The organism is Micromonospora sp. USAFONa4 (assembly GCF_057197825.1).
On the sequence record NZ_CM170072.1, the window covers coordinates 38,296 to 51,789 of the forward strand.

General features: G+C 73.6%; 10 protein-coding genes. 4 read left to right on the forward strand and 6 right to left on the reverse strand.

Going from position 1 to position 13,494, the window contains the following annotated elements:
* Nucleotides 1-95 precede the first annotated feature (95 nt).
* A complete protein-coding gene (dmpG, locus tag AC0OO9_RS00120) occupies nt 96-1,106 on the reverse strand; it encodes a 4-hydroxy-2-oxovalerate aldolase (RefSeq protein ID WP_132239853.1) in 1,011 nt (336 codons plus the stop codon).
* The gene (locus tag AC0OO9_RS00125) at nt 1,103-2,032 is read right to left on the reverse strand and encodes an acetaldehyde dehydrogenase (acetylating) (RefSeq protein ID WP_484514552.1); all 930 of its coding nucleotides are present in this window, start codon (nt 2,030-2,032) and stop codon (nt 1,103-1,105) included. The genes dmpG and AC0OO9_RS00125 overlap by 4 nt, the downstream gene beginning before the upstream one ends.
* A gap of 984 nt (nt 2,033-3,016) precedes the next feature.
* On the opposite strand from AC0OO9_RS00125, the gene AC0OO9_RS00130 reads away from it, so the two are divergent.
* Nucleotides 3,017-4,399, forward strand: coding sequence for a hypothetical protein (locus AC0OO9_RS00130; protein ID WP_484514554.1), 1,383 nt, complete (start codon nt 3,017-3,019; stop codon nt 4,397-4,399).
* Nucleotides 4,400-4,559: 160 nt separating this feature from the next.
* On the opposite strand, the gene AC0OO9_RS00135 is transcribed toward AC0OO9_RS00130, so the two are convergent.
* Entirely contained in the window at nt 4,560-6,065 is a 1,506-nt protein-coding gene (locus AC0OO9_RS00135) for an aminopeptidase P family protein (RefSeq protein ID WP_484514556.1), read from the reverse strand.
* Between the two features lie 352 nt (nt 6,066-6,417).
* Between AC0OO9_RS00135 and AC0OO9_RS00140 the strand changes: the two genes are divergently transcribed.
* A complete protein-coding gene (locus AC0OO9_RS00140; RefSeq protein ID WP_484514558.1) occupies nt 6,418-7,443 on the forward strand; it encodes an alpha/beta fold hydrolase in 1,026 nt (341 codons plus the stop codon).
* Between the two features lie 199 nt (nt 7,444-7,642).
* Here AC0OO9_RS00140 and AC0OO9_RS00145 read toward each other — a convergent pair whose 3' ends face one another.
* The 3 genes from AC0OO9_RS00145 to AC0OO9_RS00155 form a co-directional block, all read right to left on the reverse strand.
* Entirely contained in the window at nt 7,643-8,071 is a 429-nt protein-coding gene (locus AC0OO9_RS00145) for a hypothetical protein (protein WP_484514559.1), read from the reverse strand.
* A 257-nt stretch (nt 8,072-8,328) separates the two neighbouring features.
* On the reverse strand, nt 8,329-9,048 hold the full coding sequence (locus AC0OO9_RS00150; protein WP_484514560.1) for a hypothetical protein: 720 nt from the start codon (nt 9,046-9,048) through the stop codon (nt 8,329-8,331).
* Nucleotides 9,041-9,616, reverse strand: a complete 576-nt coding sequence (locus AC0OO9_RS00155; protein WP_484514562.1) for an RNA polymerase sigma factor — start codon at nt 9,614-9,616, stop codon at nt 9,041-9,043. The genes AC0OO9_RS00150 and AC0OO9_RS00155 overlap by 8 nt, the downstream gene beginning before the upstream one ends.
* A gap of 176 nt (nt 9,617-9,792) precedes the next feature.
* Here AC0OO9_RS00155 and AC0OO9_RS00160 point away from each other — a divergent pair, with 176 nt between their 5' ends.
* Both AC0OO9_RS00160 and AC0OO9_RS00165 read left to right on the forward strand, forming a co-directional pair.
* Nucleotides 9,793-11,613 (forward strand): glycoside hydrolase family 3 protein, encoded by a 1,821-nt coding sequence (locus tag AC0OO9_RS00160; RefSeq protein ID WP_484514563.1) that lies wholly within the window; start codon nt 9,793-9,795, stop codon nt 11,611-11,613.
* Nucleotides 11,614-11,626: 13 nt separating this feature from the next.
* A complete protein-coding gene (locus tag AC0OO9_RS00165; RefSeq protein ID WP_484514565.1) occupies nt 11,627-13,432 on the forward strand; it encodes a serine hydrolase domain-containing protein in 1,806 nt (601 codons plus the stop codon).
* The last annotated feature ends 62 nt before the right edge of the window (nt 13,433-13,494 follow it).

Here is a 13,494-nt window from a genome sequence, read left to right on the forward strand (position 1 = left end):
CACGGGGACACCCGCCGACCCGTTCGCGTTGGACACTGCGTCCGGAACTCCCATGTCGCCTTTCCTCACTGCTGAGGGCCGCGGTGCGCGGCCGGTCACGCGTTGGCCCTGCGGGCGCTCAACTCCGCCACCACGTCCACGATCAGGTCCTCCTGGCCGGCGATGGCCTGCCGCCTGCCGAGCTCGAAGAACACGTCGCGCGCGTCGACGCCGGCGCGGCCGGACAACTCGACCACCCGGTGCTTGAACCCGGAGAACACCCCGGCCAGGCCGCTCACGATGGACATCGAGGCGGTGACCGGAGGTGCGGGCATGAGCTCGCGTTCCGCGAGGTCGGCGGCGTCGAGGAGCGCGTACAGGTCGATGCCGGTCGCGAAGCCGCTGCGCTCCAGCACGGGGACGAGCACCTCGAGCTGCGTGTTGCCCGCCCCGGCGCCGAAGCCCCGCGCGCAACCGTCGATGATCAGGGCGCCGGCCTGCGCCGCGGCCACCGAGTTGGCGACGGCCATGCCGAGGTTGTCGTGGCCGTGGAAGATCACCGGCGTGTCGACCGCCGCGGCGATCGCGCCGATCCGCGCGGTGACGTCGTCGGGCAGGAAGTGCCCCGCCGAGTCCATGATCCCGACCGCCTGCGCGCCGTACGCGACGGCCTGCGCGGCGTGCTCGGCCAGCTCGGCGGGGGACGCCATGTGGCTCATCATCAGCACGCAGTGCGCCTCGGCGCCGGCCTCGCGCAGGACGTCGAGGTGGCGCTCGGCCAGCGACGTCTCGGTGGCGTGCACGCCGATGCGGACGACGTCGGCGCCGTGGCCGATCGCGCGCCGCAGGTCGTCGGAGGTGCCCCAGCCCGGCAGCATGAACACGCCCATCCGGCTGTGCCGCAGCGCCTCCCGGACCGTCGACAGCATCTCGTCGTCGCTGACCGCGGCCTGACCGACCTGTAGGGACGACGCGCCGAGACCGTTGCCGTGGCCGACCTCGACCACCGGGATCCGCGCCGCGTCCGCCGCCTCCGCGTACCGGCGCAGGGCGACGGCCCCGAGCTGGTGGCGGACCGCGTGCTGGCCGTCGCGCAGCGTCGGGTCGTGGATCACGACGTTCCTCATCGGGCCGCCTCCGTCCGGGCGCTCCGGCCCAGCCGGGCCGCGTGCTGCTCGGCGACCAGGATGGCGGCCGAGTTGATGATGTCGAGGTTGCCCGCGTAGCCGGGCAGCACGTCGCTGTGGGCGGTGACCTGGAGGGCGACCGTCACCCGGTCGTCGACCACGGTGCAGGCGGTCACCGCGTAGCCGGGGGCGAACGATCGCACCTGCTCGGCCACCGGGTCGACCGCCGCACGCACCGCGGCGACGTCGGCGCCCGGGATCCGCGCGTGCACGGCCGTCCGGAACGTCGCCGGCGGCACCGCCGGGCTGATGTTGAGGATGGCCTTGACGTCGCGTACGCCGGAGAACGTCGTGACGGCGTGCCGGGTCGTCGCCACGTACTCGTCGAGGTTGAGCCGGGTGCCGCGGCCCGCGACGTCGCTGGCCACCGTCGAGACGACCTCGATGTAGCTCACCGGGAAGCGGGCGGCGAGCGCGTGCGCGACCGGGATGGACGCCTGACCGCCGCAGCTGATCAGGTTGATGTTGCGCCCGGTCGTCGCCTCCACCCCGGTCACGGTCGGCACCACCATCCGGCCCACCCTGCTGGGCGTCATGTCGACCACAAGCGTGCCGAGCGGCTCCAGCAGCGACCAGTGGCGCAGGTGCGACGCCGCGTTGGTGGCGTCGAACACGACGTCGAACGCGTCCCCCGCCGCCAGCACGGCGTCGATCCCGGCGGCGCTGACGGGGTAGCCGAACCGCTCGGCGTGCCGCAGGCCCGCCGAGTCCGGATTGCGCCCGGCCACCAGGCGGCAGTCCAGCAGGGCGGATCGGTGGATCTTGCTGATCAGGTCCTGGCCGATCGCCCCGGTGCCGATGACGGCGACGGTGGCGGGTTCGACGACGCGGACCTCGGCGTCGGTCACGTCCGCGGTGAGACTCAAGGCGTGCCTCCAGGGCGCCGGAGCCGGCCGGTCCACGACCGCCGGGCGAGGGATCGGCGGGTACGGGTCGCGCGGCTCACGGATTCCGGGTCGTAGGTTCTCAAGTACGTCGTCCTCACCATTCAAAGTGCGCGGCGCCCCGGGCGGAACCCCGTGCGACACGACAGGGGTCGGTCGCGCGGGGTCGGCGTACCGGGCGTCGCCACCCCGCCGTCGCCGCTGCGGGGTGCGGGTGCCCGGACGGCCCGCGCGACGCCCACGGCGGCGCGGCCGCCCTCGGGGCGTCGCGGTCGGTGGACGGTCGGGATACGGGTGCGCCGGGCGGATGTCGGAACACGTCGTGACCGGGAGTCGTTCGGCGGAATCCGTTCGGCCGGAATTGCCGAGTCGAACAACAATCGGACATATACCTTGATCTCAGAAGTCTCGACGTATTAACCGAAGAAGCCCCCGTTTACCTGCACGACAACCAATGCGGCCGTTGCGCTCAGTCAGCCGCAGCGTTCCGTCGGCATCGAAGCTATCAGATGGCCACGCCGAGTGGACCCGGCTGTTACGTCACTCTCGCGACAGTCCAGGCTGGAGTGTGAACCGTCACAGAGCCCGCGAACGGCGCTGCGCGGCGGCAGCCACCGACCCGCTCGCGGCGCTGCGGAGGACCTCCGGGCAGGCCGTACGCCCGAACTGCCCGCGCGGTCCTCCGGCGGGTCACCGATCCGTCGCACGGCGCCGACGGCACTTCACCCTCGACGCCGCCACGACCATTTGCGACTATCCTCGTCAGCTCCACCGTGCCGGCAATTTCGGACGGTCCGGCCAAATTGTCGACGGCGGTGTATCGGCAGATCGAAAGGGGGAGGGAATGGCACGTCCGCCCACCCGCCGGCGAAGCTCGACCGGCGCCGGACGACCATCGCCGCCGCACCCACTGCCGGTCCCGCCCGCCCCGAACCGGACGCGCCACCCGCCCCGAGAGGACACACCATGACGACCACCCGGCCGCCCGCAGTGAGCAGGTCGCCACTGGGCCGCGCGTACGCCGAGCACGTCGCCCGGAGCGCGTCGACGGACGACCCGACGGCCGCCGCCCTGGACTCGGTCATCCTCGAGCCGTACCGGGACCGGTTCATGAGCGCCCCCGCCTTCCTGGCGGAGAGCGAGTGCCGGGCCGTCGCCCGGGACCTGCGCACCGTCTACGACCTGCTGCGCGCCCTGCCGGAGCGGGTGTTCGACGGGGACCTCACCGCCCTGGCCGAGGCCGTCGGCATGGATCCCCGGCAGACGGCGCTGATCACGCGCGGCGCCCGCGTCGGGTCGCTCGTCCCGCTGGGCCGCGCCGACCTCTACCACGACGGCGCGGGGTTCCGGCTGCTCGAGTTCAACCTCACCAGCGCCCTCGGCGGCTTCGAGTCCGCCGACATCAACCGGGCGATGCTGGCGTACCCGCCGCTGCGGGAGTTCGTGGACCGGCACGGGCTCCGCTACCCGGACACGCTGGGCTGCATCGTGCGGATGATGTACGCCGAGTGCGCCGCGATGATCCCCACGGACCGGCCGCCCGTCGTCGCCGTGGTGGACACGACGGAGAACTACCCCATCGTCGGCGGCCGGCTCGAGGTGCTCGCCGAGCTGCTCGCCGGGTACGGGATCGAGGGGATCGGCTGCCACCTCGGCGAGTTCACGTACCCGCAGGGCCGGCCGACCGTGGCGGGCCGCGCCGTCGACGTCGTCGTGCGCTACTTCCTGCCCGAGGACCTGGCCGACCCGGCGGCGGCGGCCCAGGTGGAGCCGCTGCTGGTCGCCGCGGAGCAGGAGAAGGTCGGCCTGTTCAGCCGCCTGGACGCCGAGCTCTACGGCAACAAGGGCACCCTGGCCATGCTCTCCGACGACCGGCACCGGCACCTGTTCGACGCCGACGAGCTGGCCTGCCTCGACCGGCTCCTGCCGTGGACCCGGCACGTACGCCCGCGCGGCACCGATCCCGAGGGGGCCGAGGTCGACCTGCTCGCCTACGCCCGGGCCCGGCAGGACGAGCTGATCCTGAAGCCGACGCTGCTGCACGGGGGCAACGGCGTACTGGCCGGGTGGACGGTGGGCGGCGACGAGTGGCAGGCCCGGCTCGACGCCGCGCTGGACGGCCCGTACGTGCTGCAACGCCGGGTCCGGCCCGCCGCCGAGCCGTTCGCCGACGGCGCGGGCGGCGTACGGGACCTCTACCTCAACTGGGGGGTCTACCTGGCCGACCGCGACGTCGTCGGCGAGGACGGCTACGCCGGCTGCCTCGTCCGTGGCAGCACCGACCCGGGGGTCGGGGTGGTCAGCATGGCCGGCGGCGCGAAGATCGGCTGCACCTTCCACGGCGGCTGAGCGCCCGTCGCCGGCCGGGTGTGGCGGTCGCGCGCGTACCGCCGCCCGCCGGGCACCGGATCGCGGTGCCCGGCGGGCTCAGCGGTGCGCGACGGCCGGTGGGGCCGGCACGACCGGGCAATGCGCGCCCGCACGTGCCGGCCGGTCGGTCGCGGGGTGCTCAGGCACCCGCGCCGGAGCGCACCCGGTCGATCCAGGCCTCGACGTCGTCGGCGGTACGCGGCATGGCCGACGACAGGTTCTCGTGACCGTCCTCGGTGACAAGCACGTTGTCCTCGATCCGGACGCCGATGCCGCGGAACTCCGCCGGCGCCAGCAGGTCGTCGGCCTTGAAGTACAGGCCGGGCTCGACGGTCAGGATCATCCCGGGCTTCAGCTCGCCGTCGTTGTACTCCTGACGCAGCAGCATCTGGCAGTCGTGCACGTCCATGCCGAGGTGGTGGGAGGTGCCGTGGACCATCCACCGCCGGTGCCAGCCGCCGCTTTCCCGGTCCAGCGTCTGCTCGAGGGTCACGCCCTCGGGCAGCAGCCCCCACTCGTGCAGCCGCCGGGCGATGACCACGTTCGCGGCGGCGTGGATGTCGCTGAACTTGTTGCCCGGCTTGACCGCCGCCAGACCGGCCTCCTGCGCCTCCAGGACCGCCTCGTAGATCTTGCGCTGCACGTCGGTGAAGCGACCGGTCACCGGGAGGGTGCGCGTGATGTCGGCGGTGTAGAGGGAGTCGACCTCGACGCCGGCGTCCACCAGGATGAGGTCGCCCTCACGGACCGGACCGGTGTTCTTCGTCCAGTGGATGGTGTTGGCGTGGTCGCCGGACGCGCAGATCGTCTCGTAGCCGATGCCGTTGCCGTCGTGGCGGGCGTACAGGCCGAAGAGACCCTCGACCCACCGCTCGCCGCGCTCCTTGCCGACGGCCTCGGGCAGCCCGGCGATGATGGCGTCGAAGCCCCGGTGGGTGGCGGCGATCGCCTTGCGCATCTCGCCGACCTCCCACTCGTCCTTGCACAGTCGCATCCCCGACAGGTGGCGGGCCAGCTCCTCGTCCGCCTCGTGCTGCTGCGTGACCGACGCGGGCGTCTCCGCCTGGGCCCGGGTCTCGTCGACGAGCCGGGCGAGCTCGCCGTCGGCCCCCCGCACCACACGCACCACGGTCGCGCCGGCGTCCTTGGCCAGGACGTCCGGGAGCGAGTCGATGTGCCGGGTGCCGATGCCCAGCCGCTGCTCGATCTCGCGCATCGTCGGGCGGGGTCCGACCCAGAACTCGCCGAACCGGGAGTCCGCGAAGAACTCCTCGCTGTCGCGCGGCGCGAGCGGCCGGAAGAACAGGATCGCCTCGTGGCCGTCGGGCCTGGGGTCCAGCACCAGGACGCTGTCGGGCTCGGTGTCGAACCCGAGACCGGTCAGCCAGGCGAAGGCCGTGTGCGGGCGGAACGTGTAGTCGGTGTCGTTGCTGCGCACCTTGAGACCGCCGGCGGGGATGATGAGGCGCTCGCCCGGGAACCGCCGTGACAAGGCCGCCCGGCGGCGGGCCGCGTGCTCGGCGACCTCCGCGCGCGGGACAGGTGCCGCATCCGTACTGGCCCAGCCGGAGGCGATGAATGCGCGGAACGCGTCGCTCGTCGGGGTGTTACGGTGGCTGGCTTTCACCTGCTCGTCGCTTGTCATGGCCGATATCCTGCCACGCGCCGCGGAGCCACGGCAAAGCTGCCGCGACCCTCGACTGTGGCCCATGGAGCGCCCCGGCGGCAGGCGTGGTCGCGGTCGTCACCGCCGGGCGTCCGGCGGGTAAGCGGGTATCGACGTTTGTGTCCCCGGCACCGGCCGGAGAGTTTTGCCGAAACGCCACAATCGATCGACGTCTTGACATCCGTTGTAACATTTCCGAAGCCGCTCGATCGGCATCCGTGGCGCGCTTGTGAACGCCGCCGTTTCCGCTTTGTTTGATCCGACCGCCCGATGCGGTCGCCAACTCACGGAAAGCGAAGTGTCCATGCAATTGTCTGCGTTGAGTTCTGCGGTGAAGACAGCTTTCGGCAGTGATTCGCGTCGTCGGGGCAGGCGGATCGCCGTCGCGGCCGCGCTCGGGGTGGCGCTCGTGGGCGGGGCGGGCGCGGGTGCCGCGGCCGTGGCCCCCGCGCCGCCGCCGGAGCCGGCCGCGGCGCCCGTCGGCGGCCACGCCGTACGCCAGGGCAACGTCACGGTCGACGGCGCGACCCTGCGTTACACCACAAGCGGGAGCGGCTCGCCGCTGGTGCTGCTGCACGGCTGGCCGCAGACGTCGTGGGTGTGGCACAAGGTGCTGCCCAGCCTCGCCCAGCAGCACACCGTGATCACGTTCGACCTGCCCGGCCTGGGCGCCTCCACGGCCCCGGCCGGCGGTTACGACAAGGCCACCACGGCGCGCCGGATCCGGCAGGCGGTCAACCAGCTCGGCTTCACGCAGGTGGCCCTTATCGGTCACGACCTCGGCGCCATGGTCGCCTACAACTACGCCCGCGACTTCCCCACCGAGGTCACCCGGATCGGCGTCGTCGAAAGCCCGCTGTCGGGATTCGGACTGGAGAACTTCTACGGGATCAGCTGGCACTTCCTCTTCAACGCCTCACCCGCGCCGATCCCGGAGCGCATCATGGACAACGAGGACGTCCCCACCTATCTGGGAATGCTCTTCGACCGCGCGCAACATCCGGAGGCGATCGACCGCAACGTCTACTACCGCGCGTATTCCGACCCGGCGAAGCGCACGGCGGGATACGAGTACTACCGGGCGTTCAAGGCCGACGCCGCCGACAACCAGGCGCAGGCGCAGTCGAAGCGCCTGAGGATTCCCGTGATGGCCATGGGCGCCCAGTCCGTGTTCGGACCCGCCGTGGCCGCCTCCTACCAGCAGGTGGCCGACGACGTCCGCACCGTCGTGGCCCCCGACACCGGCCACTGGATCGCCGAGGAGAACCCGACCTTCTTCAGCGCCTGCGCGTTGCTCTTCTTCGGACCCTCCACCGGCACCCCGTCCAGCCCCGAACTGACCGGCTGCGCCCCCTGACCTGAGTCCCTCCCGCACGTACCGCGCCACGGCGAGGGCGACCTGCCTCGACCCGGGCCGGCGGTGGCGACGCCACCGTCCCCTCCGGTCGACCCGGCCGCCCTCGCCGTGGCGTCGGCGCACCTCGCCGGCCCGACCGTGGAACTGGCGATCGCGGAGGAGTGGGAGCGGCGGCGTCCGACGCCCCCGGCACGTCGGCCTAGCTGTCCGCGTAGACGAGGTCCAGCACGTCGGTGCGCCCGGACCAGCGCAGTTCGAGGTGCCAGCAGCCGGCCCGCGGCAGGTCGACGATCGACGGCCCCGGACCGCCGGCGACCTGCCGGGTCACCCGGGTTCCGGCGCCGTCCAGGGTCGCGGTGATCCGCAGGGCGTCCGGGGTGGTCGCGGCGGGGGGCGTCGCGGCGGGACGGGCGACCCAGAGGATCTTGTTGTTCGTCCCGTGTTTCCTGGACCGGCTCAGCGGGTGTCCGAACAGCACCGCGACGATCTCGCCGCGCGCGCCGAGGACATGCGGCGTCCGGGTGCTCCCGCTGAACCCGGCGTCCGCCCAGTCGGGCAGCGGCCCCGTCTCGACCCGGGAGCCGCAGCCGGTGGTGACGCCCGCAGCCGCGCCGGCCGACGCCGTCACGGCCGGAGAGGCGGCCTGCGGAGCGGCCGTAGAGGTGGCCTGCGGACCAGCCGGGGATGCGGCCTGCGGGGCGGGCCGTCCCGCTGTCGTGCACCCGGCCAACAGGACCACTGCCCCCAGCAACACCCTGCGCGCTGAATTCATCTCACGCCCTCCCGACGACCTGCTCGTGCTTTCTCACTGTCGGGACACCGGCCGGCTCCCCCGGGTTCCCGACCCCGGCCCCCGGGTGGTGGGCCCGGGTCGGCACGACCGCCCTAGCCCAGCGACCTGGCGATCTCGATCGCCTCGGAGCGGGTGAGGTCGCCCTCGATGCGGTAGCTGACGTCGGCCCCCTGCCAGATCAGGGTGGCGGCGGCGAGCCGCGCGGTCTCCACCCGAACGACGCCGGTGCGATCCACGTAGGAGACCGGGTGCGGGGCGCCGATCCAGACGGCGAAGCCGCCGTCGACCTGGACCCAGCTGGCACCCGCCGCGCTGCTCTCCTTGTGGAAGGCCAGGTCGAGGCGGCCGTCGAAGGCGTCGATGCGCAACGCTCCCCCGCGGTAGAGCAGCGTCGCCACCCGGCAGAAGCCGGCGCCGTCCGGGTCGGCGACCAGCACCTGCTCGGGCGGGCCCAGCCTCGTCGGGGTGCGGACGGGGAAGCGCACCTTCCGCTGTGCCTCGGCCAGGGTGGCGGGCCGCTGCGTCGGCAGCGGCGAGGCCGCGCCGGTGGGACGCGCCGGGTCGGGCGTCGTGGCGATCGTGATCCCGGCGAAGCGCAGCAGCCCGGCGGCGGCGTCGGCGAGGGCGGCGCGCCCCGGCGGCAGCGCCGCCACGACCAGGGCGGCGAGTGCCGCGGCGACGAGGTGGCGCCACCGGCGTCGCCTCGGCGGGGGCGCGGCGAGGCGTGCGCGTACCCGGGCGGTCACCTCAGGCGGATCGGGCGTCTCCAGCCAGGCGGCGAGGTCGCGCAGTTCGCGTTCGAGGTCATCCACGGCGCACCTCCGCGACGTCGAGCAGGCCGCGGAGCTTCGCCAGTGCCCGGGAGGTCCGCGACTTCACCGTGCCGCGCGGCCAGCCCAGCATGGCCACGGTCTCGTCCTCGCTGAGGTCGAGGAAGAACCGGCACACGATGACCTCACGGTCCCTCACCGGCAGCGAGCGCAGGGCCCGCACGAGGGTGGCCCGGCGCTCCCCGGCGAGGACGGCCTCGACGGCGGCGTCCTCGCCGATCTCGGCGGGCGGGTTCGCGACGGCCGCGCGCAGGGCGAGCCCGTCGCGCCGGCCGCGCGACCGGTGCAGGTTGCGGGTCTCGTTGGCCACGATCGCCAGCAGCCACGACCGGAACGACGACTCTCCCCGGTAGCGGGAGATCTTGCGATGGCCCTTCACGAACGCCTCCTGGATGACGTCCTCCGCGTCCGGACCCGCGCCGAGCAGCACCGCCGTCCGGTACGCGGACGCGGTGTGCCGGGCGACCAGGAGTTCGTACGCCTCCAGGTCGCCCGCCCGGGCGCGGGTGACCAGGTCTTCGTCGTTCAGGGGTACCTCCGATGGGGACACGTTGATGACACCACCGGCGCCCTGCGGGTTCCGCGCGTGGCGGAAAAGGTGTCCGGTCGCGTCCTTCGCCGTCCCGCCGGCCACGCCGGAGTTCGGCCCGGCCTGTAGCAATCCTTCTTGACGATTCATCGATGCGTAGCTAAGTTTCAGCCATCCGGACTGAGAGGTCGTCGTCGATGAAGGCCCGACTCGTTACCGCGACCGTCCTGGTGGTCACCCTGTCGACCACCCTCGCACCGCTGCCCGTCCAGGCCTCCGCCACACCCGCGCGCCCACCGGGCGGCGAGCACGGCTGGGTCACCTCGACGCTGCGGCACATGAGCCTGGCGCAGAAGGTCGGCCAGCTCTTCGCCACCTACGTCTACGGCGCCGACGCCACCGAACCCTCGGCCGCCGACCGCGCCGCCAACCGCGCGGCGTTCGGCGTCGAGACGCCCGCCGAGGTCGTCGACGAGTTCCACCTCGGCGGCGTCTGCTACTTCTCGTGGTCGCACAACCTGGACAGCCCGCGCCAGATCGCCACCCTCTCCAACGGGTTGCAGCGGGCGGCCGTCGGCGACGGCGCGAAGGGGCGGGTGCCCCTGCTCGTCTCCACCGACCAGGAGCAGGGCGTGGTGCTGCGCATGCCCGCCCCCGCCGCGCAGTTCCCCGGGTCGATGGCCCTGGGCGCCGGGCGGTCCCCCGCCGCCGCCCACGAGGCCGCGAAGATCACCGGACGCGAGCTGCGCGCCGTCGGCATCCACCAGCCGTACGCGCCGATCGCCGACGTCAACGTCGACCCCGGCAACCCGGTGATCGGTGTACGGTCCTTCGGCGCCGACCCCCACCTGGTGTCCGAGCTGACCGCCGCCCAGGTCGCCGGGTTCCAGGACGGTGCCGGCGTGACCGCGGTGGCGAAGCACTTCCCCGGCCACGGCGACACGGCCACGGACAGCCACACCGACCTGCCGGTCATCGACCACACCCGACAGGAGTGGGACCGGATCGACGCGCCGCCCTTCCGGCGGGCGATCAGCGCCGGCGTCGAATCGATCATGACGGCGCACATCGTGGTACCCGCGCTCGACCCCTCCGGCGACCCGGCCACGCTGTCGCCGACGATCCTCACCGGCGTGCTGCGCGGCGAGCTCGGTTTCCGGGGCGTCATCGTCACCGACGCGCTGAACATGGCCGCCGTGCGGCGCAAGTACGGCGACGACCGGGTGCCCGTGCTGGCCCTCAAGGCCGGCGCCGACCAGCTCCTGATGCCGCCGGACCTGCGGCTGGCCCGGGACGCGGTGCTGCGGGCCGTCGCCACCGGCGAGCTGACCGAGCGGCGCGTCGACGAGTCGGTGCGGCGCATCCTCGCCATGAAGTACCGGCAGGGCCTCGCCCGGTCGCCGCTGGTCGACGTCGAGCAGGCCGTACGCACGGTCGGGGCGCCCGAGCACCTCGCCGCCGTCGCGCGGGTCACCGACCCGACCCTCACCGCCGTGCGCAACGACGCGGAGCTGCTGCCGCTGGACCCCGGGCAGCGCTCGGTGCTGGTCACCGGCTGGAACAGCGCCGCCTTCGCGCCGGTCGAGACCGTCGCCGACGGGTTCACCGCCCGCGGCGCCCGGGCCACCGCCCGGCCCGCGACCCTGCCCTCGGATCAGACGATCGCCGCGACGGCCGCGCTGGCGGCCGGGCACGACCTCACCGTCGTGCTGACCAACAAGGCGTGGGACACGACCGTCACCGATCCGCGCGGCACCCAGCGGCGGCTCGTCGCCGCGCTGCTCGGCACGGGCAAGCCCGTGGTGGTGGTCGCGGTGCGGGACCCCTACGACGTCGCCTACCTGCCGGGCGTGACCACCTACCTGGCGACCTACTCGTACACGCGGGCGGCGATGGACGCCCTCGTCCGCGCGCTGCACGGCGAGTTGTCCCCCCGTGGGCGGCTTCCCGTCACGATCCCCACGGCCGAGGGCGCGGGCACCGTGCTCTATCCCTACGGCCACGGCATGAGCTGGTAGGAGGCAACCCACCATGTCGTCGCTCCGCCCACCCGCGCTCCGACCACTCGCGATCGGCCTGACCGTGGCCGTCCTGGGCGCGGCGCTGCCGGCCACGGCGGCCGGGGCCACGCCGCCGCCGGCCGGCTCGGCGCCGCCGGTCGTCACGCCCGCCGACATCCACTTCCGGCACGACACGCTGCGGCCCGGCCACGCCCGCCAGGTCGGCCTGCTCCCCGAGCACGTGGACCGCATGCCCGCCGACCTGACGACGTACCTCGAGCCGACGCCGGACCACCCCGGCCATCCCGCGTACGCGGGTGCCGTGGTCCTGGCGGCCAAGGACGGCGTGGTCGTGCAGCACGCCGCGGTGGGCGCCGCGGTGAAGTACGCCGCCGTCGGCCCGCCGCCCGGGCTGGCAGGGGTGGAACTCCCCGCCGACGAGCAGCTCCCGATGCGGCCCGACACCATCTTCGACCTGGCGTCGGTGTCGAAGCTGTTCACGACCATCGTGGTCATGCAGCAGGTCGAGCGGGGACGGGTGGACCTCGACGCGCCGGTCGCCCGCTACGTCCCGGAGTTCGCCGCCGGCGGCAAGGCGGCGGTCACCGTACGGATGCTGCTCACCCACACCTCGGGTCTGCCCGCCTTCGTCCCCCTGTGGAGCAGGTACCCGACGCCAGCGGAGCGGTTCGCCGCCGCGCTCGCCACGCCGCTCACGCCCGGCGCGGAGCCCGGTACCCGGTACGTGTACTCCGACCTCGGGCTGATCGCGCTGGGCGTGCTGGTGGAACGGGTGACCGGCCGCCCGCTGGACGCGCTCGTCGCCGACGGCGTCACCGCCCCGCTGGGCATGACCGACACCGGCTACAACCCGGGGCCGCAGCGGCGGTCGCGGATCGCCGCCACCGAGTACCAGCCGTACGCCGGACGGGGCATGGTCTGGGGTGAGGTGCACGACGAGAACGCGTGGTCGCTCGGCGGCGTCGCCGGGCACGCGGGAGTGTTCTCCACCGCGGCGGACCTGGCCGTGCTCTGCCAGTCCCTGCTCAACGGCGGCGAGTACCGGGGGCGACGCATCCTGCGGGCGGACACGGTGCGCGCGATGCTGGTCAACTACAACGCCCCGCTCGAGCAGGCCTACCCCGAGAGCGATCGCGGGCTGGGCTTCGAGCTCGACAAGCACTGGTACATGATGGGGCTCTCCTCCCCGGTGGCGTTCGGGCACACCGGCTTCACCGGGACGTCGATCGTCGTCGACCCGCTCTCGCACTCGTTCGTCATCCTGCTCAGCAACCGGGTGCACCCCGACCGCGGCTGGGGCAGCAACAACGTCGCCCGGCGCGCCGTCGCGCGCGATCTCGCCGAGGCGATGCCGGTGCGACCCCGGTCCCGTGAGGCGTGGCGGGCCGACCCGCGCGACCTCGCGACCGTCACCCTCACGGCCCCGCTGCGCCGGGCGGCGCAGGGCGGCACGGCGAGCTTCCTGCTCTGGTACGACACCGAGCCCCGCTTCGACAGCGCCCGCTTCGAGGTCTCCACCGACGGCGGAGCGACGTGGGCTCCGGGACGACTGCTGCTGCGCCACGCCGACCGGCGGTGGAGCAGTGACGGCACGGTCACCGGCCACGGCGGCCGGGTCTGGTGGCAGGTCTCGGTCGAGTTGCCCGACCGGGCGACCCACCTGCGCTTCAGCAGCACCACCGACGCCTCCAGCCAGGGTCGGGGCGTCTACGTCGACCGGATCGTGGCGGCGGACCGCGACGGGTTGCTCTTCCAGGGCGAGGGCGCCGACGCCGCCCGGCTCGTCCCCGTGGGCTGGTCGCCTGCCCGCACCTGACCGGGCCACGGCCCGCGCCACGGCCCGCGTCGCCCGGGCCACCAGCGCCCGGCCGGGCGCCG

What these genes read in the sequence shown, in the direction of transcription:
- dmpG (WP_132239853.1), bottom strand. Translation starts at nt 1,106, where the DNA reads ATGAGGAACGTCGTGATCCACGACCCGACGCTGCGCGACGGCCAGCAC.
- AC0OO9_RS00130 (WP_484514554.1), top strand. Translation starts at nt 3,017, where the DNA reads ATGACGACCACCCGGCCGCCCGCAGTGAGCAGGTCGCCACTGGGCCGC.
- AC0OO9_RS00135 (WP_484514556.1), bottom strand. Translation starts at nt 6,065, where the DNA reads ATGACAAGCGACGAGCAGGTGAAAGCCAGCCACCGTAACACCCCGACG.
- AC0OO9_RS00160 (WP_484514563.1), top strand. Translation starts at nt 9,793, where the DNA reads ATGAAGGCCCGACTCGTTACCGCGACCGTCCTGGTGGTCACCCTGTCG.
- AC0OO9_RS00165 (WP_484514565.1), top strand. Translation starts at nt 11,627, where the DNA reads ATGTCGTCGCTCCGCCCACCCGCGCTCCGACCACTCGCGATCGGCCTG.